25 protein-coding genes are annotated in these 24,607 nt (G+C 63.7%); 11 read left to right on the top strand and 14 right to left on the bottom strand.

Going from position 1 to position 24,607, the window contains the following annotated elements; all coding sequences use genetic code 11:
* The first annotated feature begins 89 nt into the window (after positions 1-89).
* Positions 90-2,726: a DNA mismatch repair protein MutS gene (gene mutS, locus QQK63_RS06220; protein ID WP_277825539.1), complete on the top strand. Its 2,637-nt coding sequence runs from the start codon at positions 90-92 to the stop codon at positions 2,724-2,726.
* Here the strand turns inward: mutS and QQK63_RS06215 are convergent.
* Positions 2,723-3,280: a nucleotide exchange factor GrpE gene (locus tag QQK63_RS06215; protein WP_277825537.1), complete on the bottom strand. Its 558-nt coding sequence runs from the start codon at positions 3,278-3,280 to the stop codon at positions 2,723-2,725. The two genes, mutS and QQK63_RS06215, sit on opposite strands and share 4 nt — an antisense overlap.
* A gap of 29 nt (positions 3,281-3,309) precedes the next feature.
* Positions 3,310-4,398 (bottom strand): heat-inducible transcriptional repressor HrcA, encoded by a 1,089-nt coding sequence (gene hrcA / locus QQK63_RS06210; protein ID WP_284283184.1) that lies wholly within the window; start codon positions 4,396-4,398, stop codon positions 3,310-3,312.
* 70 nt (positions 4,399-4,468) lie between these two features.
* Here hrcA and rph point away from each other — a divergent pair, with 70 nt between their 5' ends.
* The 3 genes from rph to hemW are packed head-to-tail and all read left to right on the top strand — an operon-like array spanning position 4,469 to position 6,949.
* Complete coding sequence (gene rph / locus QQK63_RS06205) at positions 4,469-5,182, top strand: ribonuclease PH (RefSeq protein ID WP_277825533.1); 714 nt, start codon at positions 4,469-4,471, stop codon at positions 5,180-5,182.
* A complete protein-coding gene (gene rdgB / locus QQK63_RS06200; RefSeq protein WP_277825531.1) occupies positions 5,182-5,790 on the top strand; it encodes an RdgB/HAM1 family non-canonical purine NTP pyrophosphatase in 609 nt (202 codons plus the stop codon). Before rph ends, rdgB begins: the two co-directional genes overlap by 1 nt.
* The gene (hemW, locus tag QQK63_RS06195) at positions 5,783-6,949 is read left to right on the top strand and encodes a radical SAM family heme chaperone HemW (protein ID WP_277825529.1); all 1,167 of its coding nucleotides are present in this window, start codon (positions 5,783-5,785) and stop codon (positions 6,947-6,949) included. The genes rdgB and hemW overlap by 8 nt, the downstream gene beginning before the upstream one ends.
* Positions 6,950-6,954: 5 nt before the next feature.
* On the opposite strand, the gene QQK63_RS06190 is transcribed toward hemW, so the two are convergent.
* Genes QQK63_RS06190 through rho form a run of 6 tightly spaced genes read right to left on the bottom strand, consistent with a single transcriptional unit; the run spans position 6,955 to position 13,716 of the window.
* Positions 6,955-7,863: a ParB/RepB/Spo0J family partition protein gene (locus QQK63_RS06190; RefSeq protein WP_277825527.1), complete on the bottom strand. Its 909-nt coding sequence runs from the start codon at positions 7,861-7,863 to the stop codon at positions 6,955-6,957.
* Complete coding sequence (locus tag QQK63_RS06185) at positions 7,863-8,663, bottom strand: ParA family protein (protein ID WP_277825525.1); 801 nt, start codon at positions 8,661-8,663, stop codon at positions 7,863-7,865. Before QQK63_RS06185 ends, QQK63_RS06190 begins: the two co-directional genes overlap by 1 nt.
* Complete coding sequence (gene rsmG / locus QQK63_RS06180; RefSeq protein WP_277825523.1) at positions 8,656-9,282, bottom strand: 16S rRNA (guanine(527)-N(7))-methyltransferase RsmG; 627 nt, start codon at positions 9,280-9,282, stop codon at positions 8,656-8,658. Before rsmG ends, QQK63_RS06185 begins: the two co-directional genes overlap by 8 nt.
* Positions 9,279-11,144: a tRNA uridine-5-carboxymethylaminomethyl(34) synthesis enzyme MnmG gene (mnmG, locus tag QQK63_RS06175; RefSeq protein WP_277825521.1), complete on the bottom strand. Its 1,866-nt coding sequence runs from the start codon at positions 11,142-11,144 to the stop codon at positions 9,279-9,281. Before mnmG ends, rsmG begins: the two co-directional genes overlap by 4 nt.
* A 13-nt stretch (positions 11,145-11,157) precedes the next feature.
* Positions 11,158-12,432 carry a tRNA uridine-5-carboxymethylaminomethyl(34) synthesis GTPase MnmE gene (mnmE, locus tag QQK63_RS06170; protein WP_277825519.1) on the bottom strand — a complete coding sequence of 425 codons (1,275 nt, stop codon included), beginning with the start codon at positions 12,430-12,432 and terminating at the stop codon, positions 11,158-11,160.
* Between the two features lie 12 nt (positions 12,433-12,444).
* Complete coding sequence (gene rho, locus QQK63_RS06165; protein WP_277825517.1) at positions 12,445-13,716, bottom strand: transcription termination factor Rho; 1,272 nt, start codon at positions 13,714-13,716, stop codon at positions 12,445-12,447.
* Between the two features lie 522 nt (positions 13,717-14,238).
* Between rho and QQK63_RS06160 the strand changes: the two genes are divergently transcribed.
* The 4 genes from QQK63_RS06160 to dnaQ are packed head-to-tail and all read left to right on the top strand — an operon-like array spanning position 14,239 to position 16,973.
* Positions 14,239-14,847 (top strand): Maf family protein, encoded by a 609-nt coding sequence (locus QQK63_RS06160; protein WP_277825515.1) that lies wholly within the window; start codon positions 14,239-14,241, stop codon positions 14,845-14,847.
* Positions 14,844-15,680 (top strand): shikimate dehydrogenase, encoded by an 837-nt coding sequence (locus QQK63_RS06155; protein ID WP_277825513.1) that lies wholly within the window; start codon positions 14,844-14,846, stop codon positions 15,678-15,680. Before QQK63_RS06160 ends, QQK63_RS06155 begins: the two co-directional genes overlap by 4 nt.
* Entirely contained in the window at positions 15,677-16,276 is a 600-nt protein-coding gene (coaE, locus tag QQK63_RS06150) for a dephospho-CoA kinase (RefSeq protein ID WP_277825511.1), read from the top strand. The genes QQK63_RS06155 and coaE overlap by 4 nt, the downstream gene beginning before the upstream one ends.
* On the top strand, positions 16,269-16,973 hold the full coding sequence (gene dnaQ, locus QQK63_RS06145; protein WP_277825509.1) for a DNA polymerase III subunit epsilon: 705 nt from the start codon (positions 16,269-16,271) through the stop codon (positions 16,971-16,973). The genes coaE and dnaQ overlap by 8 nt, the downstream gene beginning before the upstream one ends.
* 7 nt (positions 16,974-16,980) lie before the next feature.
* Here the strand turns inward: dnaQ and secB are convergent, their stop codons facing one another.
* Positions 16,981-17,493 (bottom strand): protein-export chaperone SecB, encoded by a 513-nt coding sequence (gene secB / locus QQK63_RS06140; RefSeq protein WP_277825507.1) that lies wholly within the window; start codon positions 17,491-17,493, stop codon positions 16,981-16,983.
* 84 nt (positions 17,494-17,577) lie between these two features.
* Positions 17,578-18,051: an FxsA family protein gene (locus tag QQK63_RS06135; protein WP_277825505.1), complete on the bottom strand. Its 474-nt coding sequence runs from the start codon at positions 18,049-18,051 to the stop codon at positions 17,578-17,580.
* Positions 18,052-18,180: 129 nt separating this feature from the next.
* Between QQK63_RS06135 and QQK63_RS06130 the strand changes: the two genes are divergently transcribed.
* From QQK63_RS06130 to QQK63_RS06120, 3 genes are all read left to right on the top strand, one after another.
* The gene (locus QQK63_RS06130) at positions 18,181-18,840 is read left to right on the top strand and encodes a Tim44/TimA family putative adaptor protein (protein WP_277825503.1); all 660 of its coding nucleotides are present in this window, start codon (positions 18,181-18,183) and stop codon (positions 18,838-18,840) included.
* A 3-nt stretch (positions 18,841-18,843) separates the two neighbouring features.
* Positions 18,844-19,875 carry a murein transglycosylase A gene (gene mltA / locus QQK63_RS06125; RefSeq protein WP_377133960.1) on the top strand — a complete coding sequence of 344 codons (1,032 nt, stop codon included), beginning with the start codon at positions 18,844-18,846 and terminating at the stop codon, positions 19,873-19,875.
* A gap of 168 nt (positions 19,876-20,043) precedes the next feature.
* Positions 20,044-20,484, top strand: a complete 441-nt coding sequence (locus tag QQK63_RS06120; RefSeq protein WP_348540427.1) for a Smr/MutS family protein — start codon at positions 20,044-20,046, stop codon at positions 20,482-20,484.
* Here the strand turns inward: QQK63_RS06120 and QQK63_RS06115 are convergent.
* Genes QQK63_RS06115 through hslV form a run of 4 tightly spaced genes read right to left on the bottom strand, consistent with a single transcriptional unit; the run spans position 20,481 to position 24,562 of the window.
* Complete coding sequence (locus QQK63_RS06115; RefSeq protein WP_284283183.1) at positions 20,481-21,602, bottom strand: alpha/beta hydrolase; 1,122 nt, start codon at positions 21,600-21,602, stop codon at positions 20,481-20,483. The genes QQK63_RS06120 and QQK63_RS06115 overlap by 4 nt on opposite strands.
* 22 nt (positions 21,603-21,624) lie before the next feature.
* Complete coding sequence (hslU, locus tag QQK63_RS06110; RefSeq protein ID WP_277825497.1) at positions 21,625-22,932, bottom strand: ATP-dependent protease ATPase subunit HslU; 1,308 nt, start codon at positions 22,930-22,932, stop codon at positions 21,625-21,627.
* The gene (locus QQK63_RS06105) at positions 22,929-24,008 is read right to left on the bottom strand and encodes a hypothetical protein (protein ID WP_277825495.1); all 1,080 of its coding nucleotides are present in this window, start codon (positions 24,006-24,008) and stop codon (positions 22,929-22,931) included. The genes hslU and QQK63_RS06105 overlap by 4 nt, the downstream gene beginning before the upstream one ends.
* Complete coding sequence (hslV, locus tag QQK63_RS06100; RefSeq protein WP_277825493.1) at positions 24,005-24,562, bottom strand: ATP-dependent protease subunit HslV; 558 nt, start codon at positions 24,560-24,562, stop codon at positions 24,005-24,007. The genes QQK63_RS06105 and hslV overlap by 4 nt, the downstream gene beginning before the upstream one ends.
* Positions 24,563-24,607 lie beyond the last annotated feature (45 nt).

Below are 24,607 nucleotides of genomic sequence, written 5' to 3'. Positions count from 1 at the left end.
CCGCTCTTTCGGGGCCTTTTTTCATGCGTTTGCGCTTCAATCCCCGGTGCGGCTTGCGTAGGCTTTGCACGCTTGCGAGGGGGAACGGGATGACGGCCCAAGTGACGCCGATGATGGCGCAGTATCTGGAGATCAAGGCGCAACATGCCGATGCGCTTTTGTTCTACCGGATGGGCGATTTCTACGAGATGTTCTTTGACGATGCGGTGGCGGCCGCCGCTGCGCTCGATATCGCGCTGACCAAGCGCGGCCAGCATCTGGGCGAGGACATCCCGATGTGCGGGGTTCCGGCCCATTCCGCCGAGAGTTACCTACTGACGCTGATCCGCAAAGGGTTCCGGGTGGCCATCTGCGAGCAGATGGAGGACCCTGCCGAGGCCAAGAAGCGCGGGTCCAAGGCCGTGGTGCGGCGCGAGGTGGTGCGGCTGGTCACGCCGGGCACGCTGACCGAGGATACGCTGCTGGAGGCGCGGCGGCACAATTACCTGGCCGCCTATGCCGAGATCCGGGGCGACGGCGCGCTGGCGTGGTGCGATATCTCGACCGGGGATTTTCAGGTGATGCCCTGCCCGCCCGTGCGGCTGGGCCCGGAATTGGCCCGTCTGATGCCGCGCGAGGTGCTGGTATCGGACGGGATGCCGCCCGAACGGGTTTCTGCGATGGAGGAGATCGGCGCGGCGGTGACGCTGCTGGCCCCCACCAGTTTTGACAGCCGGGCCGAAGGGCGGATCGGCGAGGTGTTCGGTGTCGCCTCGCTGGACGGGTTCGGAACCTTTGGCCGGCCCGAGGTCGCGGCGATGGCGGCCCTGATCGATTACCTGAGCCTGACGCAAAAGGGCAGCCTGCCGCTGTTGCACGCGCCCAGACGCCAGAATGCGGGGCTGGTCCTGCAACTGGACGCGGCGACACGGCGCAACCTGGAATTGACCCATGCGCTGTCGGGCGGTCGCGCAAATACGGTTCTGTCGGTCATCGACCGGACGCTGACGGCGGGCGGCGCACGGTTGTTGGAGCGGCGGCTATCGGGGCCATCAACCGATCTGGGCGTGATCCGGGCGCGGCATGAGGCGGTCGCGTTTTTCGTGTCTGACAGGCTGATCAGAGACGAAATCGAGGGGCATTTGCGGCGTATCCCCGATCTGGATCGGGCGCTGTCGCGGTTGGCACTGGACCGGGGCGGGCCACGCGATCTGGCGGCGATCCGGGACGGGTTGGCGGGGGCTGCACTGTTGCATCGGGCGATGGACGGTGCCGAGCTGCCCGATATCTTGGCGACCGCCCGCGACGGTCTGGCGAGGGATGCCGCGCTGGCCGATCTGCTGGAGCGGGCACTGGTGGCCGAGCCGCCGGTGCAATTGCGCGATGGAAGCTCGATCACCGACGGCTACGATGCCGAACTGGACGAGGTGCGCCACCTGCGCGACCAAGGGCGCGGCGTGATCGGGCCGATGCAGGCGGAGTATATCGAGGCGACGGGGGTTTTGTCGCTGAAGATCAAGCACAACAACGTCTTGGGTTATTTCATCGAGACGACGGCGACCCATGCGGGCAAGATGTTGTCGCCCCCTTTGTCCGAGCGGTTCATCCATCGGCAGACCACGGCCAATGCGGTGCGGTTCACCACGCTGGAACTGTCGGAGCTGGAGACCAAGATCCTGAACGCGGGGAACCGTGTGCAGGAGATCGAGCGGGCGCTGTTCCAGTCGCTGCGCGAGGCCGTTTTGGCGGCGCAAGATGCCATCGGGCTTACGGCGCGCGCGCTGGCGGAGCTGGATCTGAGCGCGGCGTTGGCCCGGCGGGCGGTCGAGGGGAACTGGGCCCGCCCCGAGATGCGGGAAGATCGCGCCTTCGACATCGTCGGCGGGCGCCACCCGGTGGTGGAGGCGGCGCTGGGGCAAAGCGGCGCGCCCTTTGTCGCAAATGATTGCCGCCTGTCCCCTGCTGGCGATGGTGCTGCGGTCACGCTGTTGACGGGCCCCAATATGGCGGGGAAATCCACCTATCTACGGCAGAACGCCTTGATCGCGATTCTGGCTCAAATGGGCAGTTTCGTGCCTGTAGAGCGTGCCGAAATCGGGTTGGTAAGCCAGGTGTTCAGCCGGGTCGGCGCGGCCGATGATCTGGCGCGGGGGCGGTCGACCTTCATGGTCGAGATGGTGGAAACGGCGACAATCCTGAACCAGGCGGATGACCGCGCGCTGGTGATCCTGGACGAGATCGGGCGGGGCACGGCCACCTATGACGGGTTGTCGATCGCTTGGGCGACGCTGGAACATCTGCACGAGGTGAACCGCTGTCGAGCGCTGTTCGCCACGCATTACCACGAGATGACCAATCTTGCCGCGCGGCTGGAGGGGTTGCGCAATGCCACGGTTGCGGTGCGCGAATGGGAGGGAGAGGTGATTTTCCTGCACGAGGTGCGGGAAGGTGCCGCCGACCGGTCTTATGGGGTGCAAGTCGCCAAGCTGGCCGGCCTGCCCGACCGGGTGATTGCGCGGGCGCAAACGGTGCTGACAGCACTGGAAAAGGGTGAGCGGGAAGGCGGCGACCGCAAGGCGGTGATCGACGATCTGCCGCTGTTTGCCGCCATGCCCGCACCCGCGCCGAAGGCGGTGAAGGGATCGGCCGTCGAGGCGCGTCTGAAAGAGATACACCCCGACGAATTGACGGCGCGGGAAGCGCTGCAAATCCTTTATGATCTCAAGGATCTGGCAGAAAAATCCTAGCCGGGGTTCGAGGACACGCCGACCTGCGCGGGGCGGATCAGGCGGTCGTGCAGCAGGAAGCCTTCGGTCATGACTTGGAGGATATCGCCTGCCTTGGTGCCGGGAACGGGGGCTTCGAACATCGCCTCGTGGGTGTTGGGGTCGAAGGTTTCACCGACCTCGGGCGCGATCAGGGTGACGCCGTGCTTGTCCATCACCTTGAGCAATTCACGCAGCGTCAGTTCCACGCCTTCGGTCAGGGCCTTGTCGGCCTCGCCCACCGCATCGGTGGAGCTGTTCAGCGCGCGGCGCAGGTTGTCATAGACCGGCAGAAGATCGCGCACGATGCGGGAGCCGCCGAATTTCTCGGCCTCGCGCCGATCGCGTTCGGCGCGTTTGCGCACGTTTTCCGATTCGGCCAGCGTGCGCAGGAGACGGTCCTTGAGTTCGGCGACTTCCGCGCGCAGCGCGTCTTGCTCATCCACCGGGACATCGTCGGTCAGATCGACCTCGGCGGTTGCGGCCTCTTCGGCGTGTTCCTGTTCAGCGACATGATCTTGTTTCGCGTCGGACATACGTGCCTCTTCACCCTTCCTTGCGGCGATTATCCCCGGTCGGCGATCAGTTTGCCGACCAGTTGCGCCGTGTAATCCACGATCGGGACGATGCGCCCGTAATTCAGACGGGTCGGGCCGATGACCCCCACCGCGCCCACGATCTTCCGATCCGCGTTCATATAGGGAGAGACCACCAGAGCGGAACCCGAAAGTGAGAAAAGCTTGTTCTCGGAACCGATGAAAATGCGGACCCCGTCGCCGGTTTCGGCCAGTTCGAGGAATTCGGCGATGTCACGTTTGCGTTCGAGATCGTCGAAGAGATGGCGGATGCGCTCAAGCTCTTCCGCCTCGGCGGTATCGGAGAGGAGATTCGCGCGGCCGCGCACGATCAGGCGGCCCTGATCGTTGCCGTCGCTGTCCCAGACGGCGAGGCCGGCCTCGATCAGATGGTTGGCAATCTCGTCGATCTGGGCGCGGCGTTGATCCACCTCGCGCTGCATTTCGGCGCGCAGCGACCCAAGCGTCCGGTCGGCCAGATGGGCGTTGAGGTAATTCGCCGCTTCGCGCATCGCGCTGGGTGTATGGCCGGGGGGCGGTTGGAACAGGCGGTTTTCGACATGGCCATCGGAAAACACCAGCACGACAAGGGCGCGGTCGGCGGCAAGCGAGACGAAATCGATGTGCTTGATCGGCGCCTCGCGTTTCGGGGCCAGAACCACGCTGGCGCCATGGGTCGCCTGCGACAGGGCGGCGCCGATGCGATCGAGCGCGCTGGCCACGTCGCCGACATTGGCGCCGAGCGTGTCATCGAGGCTGCGTTTGTCGGTGGCAGCAAGCTCGCCCACCTCGAGGAAGCCATCGACGAACATGCGCAGGCCAAGCTGAGTGGGTACGCGCCCGGCGGAGATATGGGGGCTGTCGAGCAGGCCGAGATATTCGAGATCCTGCATCACATTGCGGATGGTGGCCGCAGACACCTGTTCCGACAGGCTGCGCGTGAGCGTGCGGGAACCCACGGGCGCGCCGGTTTCAAGATATCCCTCGACCACGCGGCGAAACACCTCGCGCGAGCGGTCGTTGAGATCGCCCATCACATTCTGGCTGTTGGTCTTGCGGTCGGTCGTCGTCATGGTCATTCGATCCATTCGGGCTTGCGTCCGAGGCGGCGCGCGGACTATCCCGCGTGATGTAGATCAGGAGATATTTATGCGTCCTTCCGGCCGAAACCTAGACGAAATGCGCGAGATTTCCATCGAGACGGGTGTCACGCGCCATGCCGAGGGGTCGTGTCTGATCCGGTGTGGCGGCACGCATGTCCTGTGTACAGCAACGCTGGAGGAACGGGTGCCTCCGTTCCTGAAAAATACGGGCCTTGGCTGGGTCACGGCGGAATACGGGATGTTGCCGCGCGCGACCCATACGCGGATGCGGCGCGAGGCGGCATCGGGCAAGCAATCGGGCCGGACGCAGGAAATTCAGCGGTTGATCGGGCGCGCGCTCCGCGCGGGTGTGGACCGGTCGGCATTGGGCGAGCGGCAGATCACCATCGATTGCGACGTCATTCAGGCCGATGGCGGGACGCGCTGCGCGTCGATCACCGGGGGTTGGGTCGCGTTGCGGCTGGCCGTGAACAAATTGATCAAAGCGGGCGATATCGTCAGCGACCCGATCACGGATCACATCGCCGCCGTGTCTTGCGGGATCTATGCGGGGCAAGCGGTGCTGGATCTGGATTATCTTGAGGATAGCGAGGCCGGGACGGATTCGAATTTCGTCATGACGGGAAGCGGCGCCTTGGTCGAAGTGCAGGCCAGCGCCGAAGGGTCGGCGTTTTCGCGCGGGCAGTTCGACGAAATGTACGGGCTGGCCGAAAGCGGTATCGCGGCGCTGGTCAAGGCGCAGAAGGCGGCGACCAGCTGATGCGGCACTTCACGGGCGACCGTCTGCTGATCGCGACGCATAATCGCGGCAAGCTGGAGGAGATGGAGGCGTTGCTCGCGCCTTACGGGATCACCGTGTCTTCTGCCGCCGATCATGGCCTGCCCGAGCCGGAGGAAACCGGCACGACATTCGTGGAGAACGCCCGGATCAAGGCCCATGCGGCGGCCAAGGCTACGGGGCTGCCCGCCCTTTCGGACGACAGCGGGATCGAGATCGACGCGCTGGATGGCGCACCCGGTGTCTATACCGCCGATTGGGCGGAAACCCCCAATGGCCGCGATTTCGTCATGGCGATGCGGAAAACCCATGATCTGCTGGAGGCCAAGGGCGCGGCCCACCCCCGCACCGCGCGGTTTTGTTGCACGCTGGTGCTGGCATGGCCCGATGGGCATGACGAGGTGTTTCCCGGCGTGATGGAGGGACAGGTCGTTTGGCCGATGCGGGGGGACCAAGGGCATGGCTATGACCCGATTTTCCAGCCCGCAGGCTATGACGTGACATTCGGCGAGATGGATCGCTGGGAGAAGAACAAGATCAGCCATCGCGCCAAGGCGGTGGAGAAATTGAAGCAGGTCTTCGGTGGCTGAGCCCTGGGAGGCCGGTGGTTTCGGCCTTTATATCCATTGGCCGTTTTGCCAAGCCAAATGCCCCTATTGCGATTTCAACAGCCACGTCGCGTCCGAGATCGACCAGGCGCGGTGGAAAGCCGCCTATCTATCGGAAATTGAACGTGTTTCGGCCGAGTTGCCCGGTCGACGCCTGACAAGCATCTATTTTGGCGGCGGCACCCCGTCCTTGATGGCGCCCAATACGGTCGCGGCCATGCTGGACGCGATCCGGGGGAAATGGGCGCTGGCCAATGATCTGGAAGTGACGTTGGAGGCCAACCCCACATCGGTTGAGGCAGAGCGGTTTCGTGCCTTTCGCGATGCCGGGGTGAACCGCGTTTCGATGGGGTTGCAGGCGCTGAACGATACCGATCTGAAGCGTCTTGGCAGGCTCCATTCAGCGGCGGAGGGTCGAAATGCCTATGAAATCGCCCGAGATGTGTTCCCGCGCGTCAGTTTCGACCTGATCTATGCCCGGCAATATCAGGATCTGGAAGATTGGCGGGCGGAACTGGCCGAGGCACTGACGCTGGCCGCCGATCACCTGTCGCTTTACCAGCTGACGATCGAAGAAGGCACCGCCTTTGGCGACCGGTACGCCATCGGGCGTCTGGGTGGGCTGGTCGAGGATGATACGGCCGCCGCGATGTATGATCTGACCCAAGAGATGTGCGAGGCGGCGGGTCTGCCGGCCTATGAAGTGTCGAACCACGCGGGGGACATGGCGCAGTCGCGGCATAACCTGATCTATTGGCGCGGTGGCGATTACGCCGGGATCGGGCCGGGTGCGCATGGTCGGATCACGCTGAACGGTCAGCGGCAGGCGACCGAGACGGACTTATCGCCCCTGGGTTGGTTGCGGCGCGTGGAGACGCAAGGAAGCGGCGAAACGCTTCGCGAGACGGTAAGCGGGCGCGAACAGGCGGAAGAATACGCGATGATGGCGCTGCGCCTGTCCGAAGGCATGGACAGGGCGCGGTTCGTGGCGATGAACGGCGCGGATTTCGACCCTGATGTGCTGAACAGGCTCGAATCCTTGGGGATGATCGAGGTCACAGAGCAAAAGATCACCACGACGCTGGACGGGCGGCGGGTGCTGAACGCGGTCCTGCGCGATCTGCTGGCAGAGGCGCGGTAGCCGCCCTAACCGCGCGACAAAAGCGCGATGAGATCGTCAAGCGCGGTCAGATCGCGGTACCGGATCGTCACGCGCCCCTCGCCCGAGGTGGTGTCATGGTCGATGCTGACGGGCATTCCCAATGTGGCGCTCAGATCACCCTCAAGAGCGAGCGTATCGGCATCCTTGTCCGTTCCACGCCCAGTCGTCGCGCGTGAGGGGCGCGCCGTATCCCCCGAAGTCTTTGATTTCGCGTGTTTTTCTACGTCTCGTACAGACCACCCCTCGGCCACGGCCTTGCGCGCCAATGCCAGCGGATCCTCGGCCGTCAGTAGCGCGCGGGCGTGACCGGCGGTCAGATCACCGTTGCGGAGCATATCCTGAATTGGGTCTGGCAAGGCCAGAAGCCGCATCAGATTGGCGATGTGGCTGCGGCTTTTGCCCATCGCTTGGGCCAGTTGATCCTGCGTATGGCCGAAGCGGTCGATCAGTTGGCGATAACCTTGGGCTTCTTCCAGGGCGTTCAGGTCGGCGCGCTGGATATTCTCGATGATCGCAACCTCGAGCACCTCGGTATCGTCGAAATCGCGGATGATCACCGGCAGATCGTGAAGTTGCGCCAGCTGCGCCGCGCGCCAGCGGCGTTCGCCCGCAACGATCTGGAAACGGTCGGCATCGACGGGGTCCGGACGCACGATCAGGGGCTGGATGACACCCTTTTCGCGGATCGACGCCGCCAATTCCTGCAGGGCGCCTTCGGCAAAGCTGCGGCGGGGCTGGTCCGGATTGGGGCGGATACGGTCGGTGGGAACGCGGCGCGTGTCACGCGGCACGCGCTGGGTTGCATCAGTACCCGTGGTCTGGGGCGTTTCGATATCGGCCATGAGCGCCGAAAGACCGCGCCCAAGGCCGCTGCGTTCGCGTCTTTTGACCATCAGGCGAGTTCCTTGCGTTTGGCGTGGCGGGACAGGATCTCGGCCGCGAGATCGACATAGGCCTGGCTGCCCTTGGACTGGGGATCATAGGCCAACACGGGCATGGCGAAAGACGGCGCTTCGCTCAGCCGGACATTACGGGGGATACGGGTGTTCAGGACCAGATCGCCCAAGGTGGCGCGGGCATCCGCCTCGACCTGTTGGCTGAGGTTGTTGCGCTGGTCATACATGGTGAGGACCACGCCTTCGATGCGGAGGCCGGGATTGGCGGTTTCGCGCACGTCGCGGACGGTCAGCATGAGCTGTGACAGACCTTCGAGGGCGAAAAACTCGGCCTGAAGCGGCACGAGGACGGCATCACAGGCCACAAGCGCGTTCACCGTCAGAAGGCTGAGCGACGGCGGGCAATCGATCAAGACGTAGTCGAAGGCCAGCGCCGCATCGGAGGACAGCGCATCCTTGAGCAGGAAGACGCGGTTTTCCTGTGTGCCAAGTTCGACATCCGTGGAGCTGAGATCGGTGGTGGCGGGTGCAATATGGAGGCGTTCGACACCGGTGGGACGAATCACCTCGGACAAAGGCGCGTCTTCCAGCAGCAGCTCATACGTGGTGTTGTCGCGATCCTTGGGGCTGACCCCGAGGCCGGTGGAGGCGTTGCCCTGCGGGTCGAGATCGACGATCAGCACCCGTTCGCCAAGTTCCGCCAAAGCCGCGCCGAGATTGATGGCGGTGGTGGTCTTGCCCACGCCCCCTTTCTGGTTCGTCACGGCAAGGATGCGGGGGCGTTTGGCGTCAGGCATGGGTCAGGTTCTCGATACGGAACAGGACGGCGTCGGCGTCGGTGACGCTGGGAACCGTGGTCACGTCCATCTGCCAGCGCTGGCGCGCGGTTTCAAGTTCCTCGGCATGGCGCGCCCCCTTTTGAAAAAGGGCGACACCACCGGGGCGCAGGTGGAGATGGGCGTAACCGCAGAGCGTATCGAGCGCGGCAAGCGCGCGGGCCGACACGATATCGGCGGATTGGGGTGGCATATCCTCGATCCGGCGGCTGAAGACACCGACGGTCAGGCCCATTTGGCGCGCGGTTTCGCGCAGAAACGCGGCCTTGCGCAAATCGGCCTCCACCATGTTGAAACGAAGATCGGGCCGCGTCTCATGCGCGATAGCGGCACAGACAAGGCCAGGAAAGCCGCCGCCGCTGCCCAGATCAGCCCAAGAACCGGCATCCAAAGGCGCATGATCCAGCACTTGCGCCGAATCGAGGATATGGCGCGACCAGATCTGCGGCAGGGTGGCGGGCGAGATCAGGTTGATGGTTTTCTGCCACTTGGTCAGAAGCGCGACGAAAAGCTCCAACCTTTCCAGTGTTTCACGTGAAACACGCGCGGCGATCCGGGCCTTTGCGTCATCCTCGGTCATGCGCGCAGGCGCTCGTCCTGGCGGATGCGGGTGAGGATGAGGGCAAGGGCCGCGGGCGTCATGCCGTCGATCCGGCCCGCCTGCCCCAATGTTTGCGGGCGAATGCGGGTGAGTTTCCCGCGCAATTCGTTCGAGAGCCCGCCGATATCGGAATAGTCGAGCGTTTCGGGGATGGTCAGCGCCTCATCCCGGCGCAGGGCGTCGGCATCACGCTGCTGACGATCGACATAGGTGCGATAGAGCGCCTCGATCGCGAGTTGGGTGCGAATCTCGTCCGGCAAATCGGCAAAAGCCGGAAGGAGTGGGTCGATCTGAGTCGGCGCGATGTCGGGGAACGCGAGGATATCCATCCCTGTCCGGCGCTGACCATCCTGATTGATGGGAATCCCTTGCGCCGCAATTTCGCGCGGGGTGAAGGTTTCACCCTCCAAAAGGGCGCGACCCTGCGCAAGCGCATTCAATTTTCCCTCGAACAGGGCGCTGCGCGTCTGATCGATCAGGCCAAGGTCGGCGGCGAGCGGCGTCAGGCGTTGGTCGGCGTTGTCGGCGCGAAGTGACAGGCGGTATTCGGCGCGCGAGGTGAACATGCGATAGGGTTCGGTAACCCCACGCGTCACCAGATCGTCGATCAACACACCGATATAGGCGCGGTCGCGGCCAAGAATGACCGGCCCCTGCCCCGCCACCTGCCGCGCTGCGTTGAGGCCGGCCATCAAGCCTTGGGCCGCCGCCTCTTCGTAGCCTGTTGTGCCATTGATCTGACCGGCGAGGAACAGGCCCGGCAGCATCGGCAATTCCAGCGCGGCATTCAGGCTTTGCGGATCGACGTAATCGTATTCGATGGCGTAGCCGGGTTGCAGGATCTCTGCCTGCTCCAGACCGACGATGGAATGGACGTAATCGTGCTGCACATCCTCCGGCAGCGAGGTGGAGATGCCGTTGGGATAGACAACATCGCTGTCCAGCCCCTCGGGTTCGAGGAAAATCTGATGCGAGGTCTTGTCAGCGAAGCGGACCACCTTGTCCTCGATGGACGGGCAATAGCGGGGGCCGACCCCCTCGATATGGCCACCATACATCGCGGACCGCGAAAGGTTGGCGGTGATCAGATCGTGTGTGCGTTCGTTCGTATGCGTGATACCGCACGCGATCTGACGGACGGTCGGAGCCGTCGACAGGAACGAAAACAGCATCGGATCATCATCGGCGGGCTGCATTTCCAGCCGCGCCCAATCGATGGAAGAGGACCGCAGCCGCGGCGGCGTACCGGTTTTCAGGCGGCCAAGCGGCAGGGAAAGGTCGCGCAGGCGCTGCGCAAGACGGTTGGAGGGTTTATCACCGATACGCCCGCCTTCCATCTTGCGGTCACCGATGTGGATGACACCGCGCAAGAAGGTGCCGGTGGTCAGGACAACAGCCCCCGCCCCCATCCGGGCGCCATCTGCCAGTTCGACACCGACGATGCGGCCATCGGTCAGGATGAGGTCGGCAACCTCCCCCTCCAAAATCGTCAGGTTGGGCTGTTCAGCCAACAGGGATTGGATCGCAGCGCGATAAAGCGCGCGGTCGGATTGCGTGCGGGGGCCACGAACGGCAGGCCCCTTGCGGCGGTTCAGCAAGCGGAACTGGATGCCAGAGCGGTCAGCGGCAAGGCCCATGATCCCGCCCATCGCGTCGATCTCGCGCACGAGATGGCCTTTGCCCAAGCCGCCGATGGCCGGGTTGCAGGACATCACGCCAATCGTATCGCGGCGCATGGTGACAAGCGCGGTGCGGGCACCGGCGCGGGCGGCAGAATGCGCCGCCTCGGCCCCGGCATGGCCGCCGCCGATCACGATAACGTCGAAAGGGGCATGTTTCATGTGAAACACTCCATCACTTGCCGATGCAGAATTGCGCAAAGATTTCGCCGAGGACGCTCTCTACATCCATGCGCCCGATGAGGGAGTCAAGCGCCGCAGCCCCATCGCGCAAGTGAAGGGCAAGGATCTCGGCGCCCGTTCCGGACGCAAAGGCCGTTTGAGCAAGGTTCAGCGCGTCGCGCGCACGCATGAGCGCCTGGCGATGGCGTTCATGCGAGGCGACGCCCATCCCCGAAAGCTTGTCCGACAGCGCGGCGGACACATCGGCCAGAAGTTGATCGACCCCCTCCCCCGTGAGGGCGGAGATGCCGAAGCCGGTGACGTCCGATTTCGTGGCGTAGCGCAGGTCGATGGCAAGGCCGAAATCCGGCGCGACCTCTTGCCCATCATCAAGCAAGATACGTAGATCGGCAGCCTCGGCCCGCTGCCGGGCGCGAGCCACGCCGATACGCTCGATGGCATCGGTGCTATCGCGCAGGCCTGCCGTATCAAGGAAGGTGACGGGCAGGCCGTCCAGGTCGACGCGCACCTCGAGCACATCACGCGTGGTCCCCGCGATCTCGGAAGTGATAGCGATATCGCGTCCTGCGATGCGGTTGAGCAAGGTGGACTTGCCGACGTTCGGGCGGCCGATGATCGCAACCTCGAACCCTGCGCGCAGGCGTTCCGCGCCGGAAAACCCTGCAAGTTCAGCGTCGATGGCGACGATCACACGCGCGATCAACTGGCCCACTTCGGGCGAGACATCGACCGGAACCTCTTCATCCGCGAAATCGATGGTTGCCTCGATCAAGGCAGCGGCGCGCAGAAGATCGGCGCGGCAGGTATCGGCAAAACCACGCATCGCGCCTGTGAAAAGCGATTGCGCTTGCTGGCGCTGCATCTCGGTTTCTGCGGCGATCAGATCTGACAGGCCTTCGACCTGCGCGAGGTCGAGATTGCCGTTCATCAGCGCGCGCCGGGTGAATTCGCCGGGTTCGGCCATGCGGGCAAGCCCGGTATCGGAAATTGCGCGTTCGACGGCGCGGATCACGGCGATGCTGCCGTGAAGTTGGAGTTCCACGCTGTCTTCGCCGGTGAAACTGCGCGGCGCGTCAAAACGCAAGATCAGCGCCTGGTCGAGAATGCCGCCCCCCGCGTCACGCAGCGTGCGAAGGGCAAAGCGACCGGCCGCCGGCAGATCGCGTGCCAATGCAGCGCCGACCTGATGGGCCGCTGGCCCCGAGATACGGATCACGGCGACGCCCGATTTGCCCCGAGCGGTCGCCAGGGCGAAAATCGTATGCATCGCCGTGGCCCCTTAGGAGTTCATGGATTCGAAAAATTCCGAGTTCGTCTTGGTCTGCTTGAGCTTGGAAATCAGGAATTCGATGGCATCCGTCGTCCCCATCGGATTCAGGATACGGCGCAGGACATAGGTTTTCTGCAGATCGATCTTGTCGACCAACAGTTCCTCTTTCCTTGTGCCCGATTTGAGGATGTCCATCGCGGGGAAGACGCGTTTGTCGGCAACCTTGCGATCCAGCACGATTTCCGAGTTACCGGTGCCCTTGAATTCTTCGAAGATGACCTCGTCCATACGGCTGCCGGTGTCGATCAGGGCAGTCGCGATGATGGTGAGCGAGCCGCCCTCCTCGATATTCCGGGCGGCACCGAAAAAGCGCTTGGGGCGCTGGAGCGCGTTGGCATCCACGCCACCGGTCAGAACCTTGCCCGAGGACGGAACGACCGTGTTGAAGGCGCGGCCAAGGCGGGTGATCGAGTCGAGCAAGATCACCACGTCACGCTTGTGTTCGACAAGCCGCTTGGCCTTTTCGATGACCATCTCAGCAACGGCAACGTGGCGTGTTGCGGGTTCGTCGAAGGTGGAGGAAATCACCTCCCCCTTCACGCTGCGCTGCATGTCGGTGACTTCTTCTGGGCGTTCATCGATCAGAAGAACGATCAGGTAGCATTCCGGGTGGTTGGTTTCGATGGAATGCGCGATGTTTTGCAGCAGAACCGTCTTACCGGTGCGCGGCGGCGCGACGATCAGCGCGCGCTGGCCTTTGCCGATGGGCGACACGAGGTCGATGATGCGGGCGGAGCGATCCTTGATCGTCGGATCCTCGATTTCCATCTTGAGCCGTTCATCGGGGTAAAGCGGCGTGAGGTTATCGAAGGCGACCTTGTGACGGGCGCGTTCGGGATCTTCGAAATTGATGCTTTGGACTTTGACCAGAGCGAAATAGCGTTCGTTGTCCTTGGGCGCGACCATGACGCCGTCGACAGTATCGCCGGTGCGCAACGAATATTGGCGGATCATGTCGGGCGACACGTAGATGTCATCCGGGCCGGGCAGGTAATTTGCCTCGGGCGAGCGGAGGAAGCCAAAGCCGTCTTGCAAAACCTCGAGTACGCCGTCGCCGATGATGTCCCAGCCCTCATCCGCGCGTTCGCGGAGGATTTCGTACATCATCTCGCCCTTGCGCATGGTCGAGGCGTTTTCGATCTCCAGCTCTTCGGCCATGGCCAGAAGGTCTTTGGGCGACTTGGCTTTCAGTTCGGCCAGCGTCAGCGTCGTCTTTGTCATGGAAATGTCCCGGAAACGGACGGCGCAGTGGCGGTCGCGTTTTCTGTGCAAGAAAGGAAGACAGCCCCCGGACGGGGGTTGGCCGAGAGCTAAGCGCCAAGACCCCGCCTGTCAAGCGAGGACCGGCCGGGCCTGGTCTCTCTTAAAAAGAGAAAAAAATAAGAAAGGATGTTTGTAGGCTTAGGACCGTGGATAAGTGGGGAAAACCCGATGTCCCGGATATCTCCCCCAAAGGATGCACAGGGATCAATCTGTTCAGCACATGCTCACAACTTTACGAATATGTAAAAAAATATATATTTATCAGTAGTTTATACGATAATGAGGGTAGGACGAACCTGTGGAAAAAAGCGGATAGATGCGAGTGGCTAGTTCCATGCCCAGCGCAGGGTGAATATCCTGTCCCCGTGCATGGGTGCCGCATGAAAGCGGTGTTTTCCGGTAGATCATGGCAAGAAAAGCGGGATGGGGACCCGTCAACAGGATTGTCCCTACCTCTGCCCCTCCGTTATCAACAGGATCATGGACAGCTTTTCACCGCAGATCGACCGCCTTTTGCTCGCCTCCGGATCGCCGATCCGTGCCCAGATGCTGGCGCGCGTGGGAATCGGGCATGATGTGAAGATCGCCCGCGTCGACGAAGACGCGATCCGTGCGGCGCTTGTGGCGGATGGGGCAACCCCGCGGGATGTGGCGGATGCCTTGGCTGAAGCGAAGGCGCGGAAGGTTGCGGCACAGGGTCTGACGCTGGGGTGCGACCAGATCCTGTCGCTGAAATCCGAGATTTTCGCAAAACCGGAGGATCGAGCAGAAGCGGCAGAGCATCTGGCGCGGTTGTCGGGGCAGACGCATCACCTTTATTCGGCAGCGGTTCTGTATGAAGATACCCAGCCCGTCTGGCGGCATGTCGGGGTCGCGCGGATGACGATGCACAAAGTGACCGCGGCGGAAATCGACGATTACCTCGATCGCGCATGGCCTGAGGTCGAAGGTTGCGTCGGCGCCTATCAGGCCGAAGCATCGGGTGCGCGCCTGTTCGCCCGGATCGAGGGGGATTGGTTCAGCGTACTGGGCCTTCCCTTGTTGGAACTATGTTCACACCTGCGCTTGCGCGGCTGGAGGTTTGCATGATCCGTCCCGCCATCCCCCTCGCCGGGGTTATCGGCGATCCGATCTCGCATTCGCTGTCGCCCCGGCTGCATGGGCATTGGTTGCGCCGTTACGGGTTGAAGGGACATTACGTTCCCTTGCACATCACCCACGCCAATCTTGCCGAGGCGCTGCGCATTTTGCCCGAGATGGGGTTTGTGGGCGTCAACATCACGATTCCGCACAAGGAATACGTTCTGGATCTCGCATCGACCGTGACGGACCGCGCCGCACTGATCGGGGCGGCGAATACGCTGACCTTTCTGGGCGACGGGCGTATCCAGGCGGACAACACGGATGGGCAGGGGTTCTTGTCGAACATCCGGCAAAAGCTGCCGGGATGGAGCGCATCAGTTGGTCCGGCGCTGGTTCTGGGGTCGGGCGGCGCGGCCAAGGCGATCATTTCGGCGCTGATTTCGGATGGTGCGCCTCAGGTTTTCGTCGCCAACCGGACGCGGGCGCGGGCCGAAGGGTTGAAGGAACAATTCGGGGCGCGGGTCGAACCGCAGGATTGGACACGAATTCCCGATCTGGTCGAACGCTCGGCCCTGATCGTGAACACGACCTCGCTTGGCATGACTGGGCAGCCGCCGCTGACCATCGACCTGTCGCGGTTGAGCCCGCCGACCGTCGTGACCGATATCGTTTACGCCCCGCTGGAAACCGGGCTGTTGCAAGCGGCGCGGGCGGCGGGCTGCGAAACGGTGGATGGCTTGGGCATGTTGCTGCATCAGGCGGTGCCGGGGTTCGAACGCTGGTTCGGCTACACACCGCTGGTGGATGACGATCTGCGGCAAGCGGTTCTGGCGGAATGAGCTTTCGGCTTGGTCTGACAGGCTCGATCGGGATGGGGAAATCGACGACTGCCGCGATGTTCCGCGAGTTGGGCGTGCCGGTCTGGGATGCCGATGACACCGTGCATCGGCTCTATGCACCGGGGGGTGCGGCGGTGGGTCCTGTGGCCGCGATCCTGCCCGAAGCCGTTCGCGATGGTGCCGTGGACAGGGATGCCCTGCGCGCGGCGATGAAAACCGATCCGGATCTGCTGCGCAGGCTCGAAGCGGTGGTGCATCCGCTGGTGGCGGCGGATCGGGCGCAATTCTGCCGCGACCACGCGGCGGCACCGCTAGTGGTTCTGGATATCCCCCTGCTCTATGAAACGGGGGGCGAGGCCGGTGTAGATGCCGTTTTGGTCGTCACGACCGACCCGGAGACGCAGCGCGCCCGCGTGATGGCGCGGCCCGGCATGACCGAAGCGCTGTTCGCTCAGATCCTCGCCCGGCAGGTGCCCGATAGCGAGAAACGGGCGCGCGGCGATCATGTGATCGAGACGAAGACGCTGGAGCAGACGCGTGCAAGCGTGGCAGGTCTGGTGCAAAGTTTGACGACTGGAGGACATGGCGATGCGTGAGATCGTATTGGATACCGAGACCACGGGCCTTGACCCATTCGACACGCCCGCGCACCGGATCGTGGAAATCGGGGCGGTAGAATTGTGGAACCAGGTCCCAACCGGAAACACCTATCATCAATATATCAACCCCGACCGCGACATGCCTGCCGAAGCCTTTGCCGTTCATGGGATCGGAGAGGAGTTCTTGGCCGACAAGCCGCGGTTTGCCGAAATCGCACAGGCTTTCGTCGATTTCATTGGGGATGCCAAACTGGTCATCCACAACGCAAGTTTCGACATGCGGTTCCTGAACGCGGAACTGGATTGGTGCGGGTTTTCCCCGATACCCAGCGACCGCGCCATCGATACGCTGATGATCGCACGGCGGCGGTTTCCGGGTTCGCCTGCATCGCTTGATGCGTTGTGCCGGCGCTTCGGGATCGACAATTCCAACCGCACCTTGCACGGCGCGCTGCTTGATTCCGAGATCCTTGCCGATGTGTATCTTGAACTGACGGGGGGTCGTCAGCCCGATTTCGCCCTGTCGGGTCAGGGCAAAGCCGGATCAGCGCAGTCGCGGGAGGAAGCTGGCGATTGGCGTCCGCGTCCGCGCGCCACACCCCTGCCACCCCGTTTCAGCGAAGAGGATCGCGCCGCCCATGCCGCTTTCGTCGCGGAATTGGGGGACGGCGCGATCTGGTCGCGGTTCGACTGAAGGACGCTCAGGCGTCTGCTTTGCGGGTCGCGGCGCGCTGGGCGAGCTGCTGGCGGTAGAGCGCAAGGAAATCGATCGAGTCGAGGTTCAGCGGCGGGTAGCCGCCATCGCGCGTCACGTCCGACACGATGCGACGCACGAAGGGGAACAGCATTCGCGGGCATTCGATCAGCAGGAAGGGATGCAGCTGTTCGTTCGACACATTCTCGACCTTGAAGATACCGCCGTATTCCATCTCCATCAGGAAGATCGGCTGAGGCGTTTCCTCGCGCGTGCGGCTTTCGATCTTGAGCTTCATGATGACGTCGTACTGATCCTCGGCCTCGCGCTTGCGGGCGTCGAGGGCGACCTGAACCTGGATGTCGGGCTGCACCGAGGCATTCACCGCTTTCTGGGCGGCGATATTCTCGAAGGACATGTCGCGCACGAATTGCCCGAGAACTTGCATCTTGGGCAGGACGGGCTGGGTTGCCTGTCCTTCGGGCTGCGCGGGGGTGGAACCGCCATGGGTATCGGTCATCGGTCTCTCCGGGTTGATCCTGTCATGTTGCGCGCGGTCTAGCAGTCCGCGCGACATGCCTCAATGCCAAGAGGTGCGGGGGGTTCAGCGCTGTGTCCATCCGGACGGACCGGGCGGGCGGCGGAGATCCTCCTCAACCGTATAGGTTCCGTCGATCACGTCTTCGGCATGGCCGTGGTCGCGGAACGGGGCGCGGGGTGCCACGCTCTGGACGCGGATACGCTTGCGCAGTTCGCGCAGTACGAGGGCGCGCACGGCAGGTACCAAAAGCGCAAAGCCCAAAGCATCGGTGAAGAAACCCGGCGTCAGAAGGAGCGCGCCCGAAAACAGGATCATCGCCCCATGCGCCAGAGGTTCGGTGGGATCGTTCAGCGTTTCAAGGCTGCTCCGCAGGCGCATCAGGGCCTGTGCACCTTGCGAACGGACCAACATCGTGCCCGCGATGGCGGTCAGCACCACGATCGCCAGTGTCGGCCAAAGCCCGATCAGACCCCCGACCTGAATAAACAGCGCAATCTCGATCAGTGGCACCATAAGAAAGGCTAGAAACAACCACATCGCATCGGCTCCTTTCCGGGCACGGGCGGATTGCCGCCCCCTCGGTCATGGACTTGACCCTACCCCTGCCTTACATATGTGCCCTGCGACCTTGTTAGAACCCCGTCCGCGTCCGCCTGAGGATTTCCGATGAATTCGTCCCTTCTGTCCCTGCTGGTCTTGGCCGGCATCGCGATTTTCCTGATCCTGCGTCTGCGCAGCGTTCTGGGCACCCGCGAGGGGTTCGAAAAACCGACGGCGGCCCGCGCGCCGAGCCGTCCCGACCCGCGCCGTGATTTCGAGGTGATCGAGGGCGGGCCCGACCGCGACATCACCGATCACGTCGAGGATGGCAGCGACAGCGCCAAGGCGTTGGCCGCCATGAAACTGGCCGAGCCGGGCTTCACCGTGACCGAATTCCTGCAAGGCGCGCGCGGCGCCTACGAGATGATCCTCATGGCCTTCGAAAATGGCGATGTGGACGAATTGCGTCCCTTCCTTGCAGCGGATGTTCTCGAGACTTTCGAGGCGGTGATCCGCCAGCGCGAGGAACAGGGGCTGACAATTCAGGCCGCTTTCGTCGGGGTGCGGGAATTGTCGCTGGAAAGCGCGCGGTTCGACCGGTCGAGTTGCGTTGGCGAGGTCACGGTGCGGTTCGTCGGCGAATTGACCTCGGTGGTAAAGAATGCCGCCGGTGAGGTGATCGAGGGCGATCCGAACGAGATCAAGCGCCAGCGCGATGTCTGGACCTTTGCCCGCAACATGGGTGCCAAGGACCCGAACTGGGAACTGGTGGCCACCGACGGATGAGCGATGGCCGGGCGCGGCGCGATATTGGGCCTATGGCTCGCCCTGATGGGATGGACCTGCGCCGCCATGGCTGAACAGAGCGTCACGCTGTTGTCGTTTGACGACCTGCACGGTTGGGCCGAAGACGATCACGCCGCGGCCCTGTCCGTTTTTCGCAACACCTGCGCGGACATGGACGGCGAGGAATGGCAGGCGCTCTGCGCCCTTGCCGAGGCCGCGCCCGAGGCCCGCACCTTTTTCGAGCTTTTCTTTCGCCCCGTCCTGATCGGGGGTGAGGATCCAGCGCTGTTCACCGGATATTTCGAACCTGAATTGGAGGGATCGCGGACCCCGTCCAGCCGGTTTCGCCATCCCATCTACCGTACCCCGCCCGAAGCGCGAGACGGTGTGTGGCTCAGCCGCCGCGAGATCGAGGAAGGCGGGTTGCTGGAGGGGCGCGGGTTGGAAATCGTCTGGGTCGATGATCCGGTCGAGCTGTTTTTTCTACAGGTGCAAGGATCGGGGCGGATCCGCCTGACCGACGGGTCGGTGATCCGGGTCGGCTATGGTGGGCGCAATGGTCATCCCTATCGGTCGATTGGGCAGGAACTGGTCCGGCGCGGCATCTACGATGCGCATCAGGTTTCCGCGCAGGTGATCCGCAACTGGGTGCGGCGCAATCCGGCGGACGGGCGCGAGTTATTGTTCCACAACCCGTCCTATATCTTCTTTCGTGAAGTCGATATCGCGGATCCCGCGCTGGGGCCTTTGGGGGCCATGAACCGGTCGGTGACACCCTTGCGGACCATCGCCGTCGATCCCGCCTATACGCCGCTGGGCGCCCCGGTCTGGATCGAAAAGGCCGGGGCCGAACCGATGCACCGCCTGATGATCGCGCAGGATACCGGCGGGGCGATCCGCGGGGCGCAGCGCGCCGATATCTTTTTCGGCTTCGGCGACGCGGCGGGCGAGGCCGCGGGGACGATCCGCGACCCGGGGCGGATGATCGTGCTTTTGCCGATCGAGATGGCGCATCAACGCGTTCCGGACGCCTGAGCGATGGGGCGGCGCGGCAAACGCGGCCTGAGCGCCGATGACAAGGCATTGTGGGACCGGGTCGCGCAAAGCGCATCGCCGCTTGTCCCCCCGACCCGGTCGCAGCCGGTGCAGCCTGAAAGCCCGGCACAGACCCGTATCCCCGATCCGGTCTTGCCACGCGAACGCATGTCCGCATTCCGCATCGGGGAAAAGGCTGCGCCAAAGCCGCATCCACCGCGCCCCGATCACGACCTGTCGCAGCGTCTGGCTCATGCGCCCATCCGGATGGATCATGCCGCCTTTCGCAAGATGACGCGCGGCAAGCTGAAGCCCGAGGGGCGGATCGACCTGCACGGCATGACCTTGTCGCAGGCGCATCCGGTGCTGACGCGCTTCATTCTCGATGCCCATGATGCGGGCAAACGTCTGGTTCTGGTCATCACCGGCAAGGGCAAGGACCGCGATACGCCCGACCCGATCCCGATCCGGCGGGGGGTGTTGCGCCACCAGGTGCCGATGTGGCTGCACATGCCGCCATTGGGTGCCGTGGTTCTGGATATCCGCGAGGCGCATCAGCGCCATGGCGGGGGCGGCGCCTATTACGTCTATCTGAAAAAGCCGCGTTAAGGCTGCGTCAGCGGCTGCAGGAAGATCTGCGTCGCGTTGCGCACCGTCAACACGGTTCCGGGCAGGATCCCGAGGTTCTGGGTCGCGTCGCGCTGAAGCGAGATGTCAACGGCGGCGACCTGCTGCAACAACTGGATCATCGCGGGCGAGGTCGCGGCGGCGAAATGGTTCAGCCCGTCGCGCGCGCCACCCCGGAATTCGGAAATGTCGATCAGTGTGACGTTCAGATCCGCCACGTCATCCACCGTCCCGATATTGCCGAGGCGGGACCGTTGGCCGGTGATCGCGGCGGAAATGCGCAGCGCCCGGTCGCGTTGCGAGGTGAAGATCACGAAGGGCTGCGGCAGGGGGTCGATCCGCATCGCTTGACTGCGGAACAGGTCCACGTCGAGGTCGGGCGACATCAGGATCACGCCTGAAATCCGGTTCAGCACGTCGTCGCGCCCGGCGATCCGCAATTGGCGCAAAGCCTCCATCGTGACGGAGGATCCCAGCGAATGCGCGACCAGCACGATCCGGTTCGACCCGCTTGCCGTGATCTCGCGCAGGAGCGTTTCCAGCCCGTCGCGGGCGAAGAGCGCGCTGTCGCGGTCATAGGCATAGCCCAGCGCATTCCCGGCGCTGGGCCAGGCGTAGTGGACGGCGACGCCCGGTATCTGGAAATCGTGGCGGATTTGCGCGGTCCGGTAGAGCCCGTCGGCAAAGGTGTTGTTGAAGCCGTGGACGAACACCATCACCTCGCGCTGGTCCGACGGGCGGGTGGCAAGTTCGCGCTGGAGCGCGGCGCGGAACGTCGAAGCGCCGTCCAAGGCTTCGGCCCGTGTGACAAGGAAATTGGTGGCCGGATCAGGCGTGCGTCGGTCGCGCACCGGTTCCACCTGCCCCGGTTCCCGGTCGGGCGGGATGTTCACGTCGAAGCTGACGAAACTCAGCCCTTCGAGCCGCTCGGTGCCCCAATCGCCATCTTCGAAGACGCGGGTGCTGGCGACCAGCACCGTTTCGCTTTGGCCAATGCCCAGTGCACCGGGCACAAGCGCGACCATGGCGCGGCCGGCGCATCCGGCCAGAACCAAGACAAGGACAAGAACGACAATGGGACGACTGGCACGATACATCATGCCCGCCTGATACAGCCTTCCGTCAAAGAACGTAACGGCTCAGGTCAGCGCTGCGCGTCAATTCGCCGAGATTGGTTTCCACGAAATCAGCATCCACCACCACGGCCTCGCCCGACCGGTCGGGGGCGGTAAAGCTGAGTTCCTCGAAGACACGCTCCATCACCGTGTAAAGCCTGCGCGCGCCGATGTTTTCGACCGACTGGTTCACATCGGCGGCGATCTTGGCCAACGCCGCGATCCCGTCCTCGGTGAAGGTCACGGTGACCTCTTCCGTCGCCATGAGGGCGGTGTATTGCCGGGTCAGGGCATTGTCGGTTTCGGTGAGGATGCGGATGAAATCCTCTTCCGTCAGGGGGCGCAGGTTCACCCGGATCGGCAGGCGCCCCTGAAGTTCGGGCAAAAGGTCCGAGGGTTTGGCGATGTGGAAGGCGCCCGATGCGATGAACAGGATATGGTCGGTTTTCACTGGCCCTAGCTTGGTTGAAACGGTCGTGCCCTCGATCAGAGGCAGCAGGTCGCGCTGCACGCCTTCGCGGCTGACATCGCCGCCGCGCACGTCCTGCCGGGCCGCGACTTTGTCGATCTCGTCGATGAAGACGATGCCGTTCTGTTCGACCGCTTCCAGTGCGGCCTTTTTCACGCTCTCGTCATCCAGAAGCTTGTCGGCCTCTTCCGCGATCAGGAGTTCGTAGCTGGCCGCGACGGTGAGGCGCTTGCGCACCATCCGCTGACCAAAGGCTTTCCCGAAAATGTCGCCAAGGTTCATCATGCCCCCGCCCATGCCGGGCTGGCCCGGGATTTCGAGGCCCTGCATCGGGTTGGAGGTGTCCGCGATCTCCAATTCGATGATCGTGTCGTCCAGTTCGCCCGCGCGCAGCTTGCGGCGGAACATCTCGCGCGTCTGGTCGCGGGCATCCTTGCCGGCGACGGCCTCGATCACGCGGTTCTCGGCGGCGTCATGGGCGCGGGCCTTCACGTCTTCGCGCATCAGGTCGCGGACCATGACCTGCGCGGCATCGACCAGATCGCGGATGATCTGCTCGACATCGCGGCCGACATAGCCGACCTCGGTGTATTTCGTCGCCTCGACCTTGATGAAGGGCGCGCGGGCAAGTTTCGCAAGGCGGCGGCTGATCTCGGTCTTGCCCACCCCGGTGGGGCCGATCATCAGGATGTTCTTCGGGTAGACCTCTTCGCGCAGGTCGTCGCCCAGCTGCTTGCGCCGCCAGCGGTTGCGCAGCGCCACGGCCACGGCGCGTTTCGCGTCCTTTTGCCCGATGATGAAGCGGTCAAGCTCGGACACGATTTCGCGGGGGGTCAGGTCGGTCACGATGCGGACTCCTGTTTCAGGGATTCGTAGGGCGGCAAGCGGGTCTTGCCGGGAAAGCCGGGCAGGGCGCGCATGATCTTGCGGCGCAGCGCCTCCCATTGCGCGCCAAGCAGGACAAGGCCCGCACCCAGCATTAGGATAACGAAAAACGCCTGCCCCTCGACGACGGTGATGGCCAGCGCAACGACATAGCCCACCCCCGCCACAAGAAAGGACCGCCGGTCGATCACCACGGCGAAAAGCGCCATCAGCGCGAGAAAGGCGGCCAGCGTCAGTTGGGCGGCCAGCGTGCCCGCGTCGAACAAGGTCAGCGCCACGGTGTTCACGATGGCAGGGGCCGCGATCACATGGAGCCAGAACCCCGAGGACGCCCGGCGCGTCACGCGGTGCGGGTCAGACATGTCAAAGCCCAGCGCGATGATGAGACCGACAAGGCCCAAAACCACGGTCAGGACGGCAAAGGGGCCATCAGCGCTCAGCAGGAAGATGTCGCGCGGATCCGTGGGGAAGTTTCCGCCCAGCGTAGCCATCCCAAAGCTAGTGGCGAACACCGACAGCGCGATCAGGGCGACGGTGAAGGGCACCCGGAACAGGGCATAATAGACCGACAGGAACAGGGCCGACAGCGCCGCCGCCGTGGTCAGGGATCCGGGCGTGGTCATGTCCAGCATGGCGGCAAAGGCGAAACCGAATTGCGCGGCCATCAGCGCAAAGATGACCGCCAGCGCGATGGAGGGCGCGACCATCCGGCGTTTGATCGTGAAATACCGCGCCAGCGCGATGACGCCCGCCATGCCCACCACCGCATTGACCATCCCGAGGATATAGCCCTGCGTGGTGCCAAGGATCGTCATGCCCGTGACCCCGGCAAAGCCAAGGTACAGGATGCTCAGGCCGACGACGATGAAGATCTCGTTGAAGCATTTGAACAATTCAAAAGGTTCGTCGAGCCCATCGACATGTTTGCGCACGCCCGACCGCTGTTCGGACAGGACGACAAGGGCCGCCGCCTGCGCCTCGGTCATCACGCCCGCCGTGACGGCGGCGCGGATGTCGTCGCGGGTGATCCCGGTCATCCGCCGATCTTTTCCACGGTCAGGTTGCCGTTCGTGTAGACGCAGATATCGGCAGCAATCGCCATCGCATCCCGTGCGATGGTTTCGGCGTCTTTCTCCGTCTCCATCATCGCGCGGGCGGCAGCCAATGCGTAATTGCCGCCCGACCCGATGGCCGCGACGTTGTGTTCGGGTTCCAAAACGTCGCCCGCACCGGTGATGATGTAGAGCTCGCGCCCATCGGTGACGATCAGCATCGCCTCGAGCTTTTGCAGGTACTTGTCGGTGCGCCAATCCTTGGCCAATTCGACACTGGCGCGCTGCAACTGGCCCGGCGTCGCCTCCAGCTTTTTCTCCAGCCGTTCCAGAAGGGTGAAGGCATCCGCGGTGGACCCCGCGAAGCCCGCGACCACGTCATAGCCGCCGGGCGAAAGGCGCCGAACCTTGCGGGCGCTGCCCTTGATCACGGTCTGGCCAAGGCTGACCTGCCCGTCACCCGCGACGACCACCTGCCCGCCCTTGCGGACGCCGATGATCGTTGTGCCGTGCCAGCCGGGAAAATCACTGTCTGCCATGAGGCCTCCGTCTTTGTCGGGACTTATATGGCGGGCCGGGTGGGC

It is taken from the genome of Roseicyclus marinus (assembly GCF_030163795.1).
Lineage (GTDB): Bacteria > Pseudomonadota > Alphaproteobacteria > Rhodobacterales > Rhodobacteraceae > Roseicyclus > Roseicyclus marinus.
Note: the sequence above shows the minus strand (reverse complement) of the source record. Positions and strands in the feature narration are given on the sequence as shown.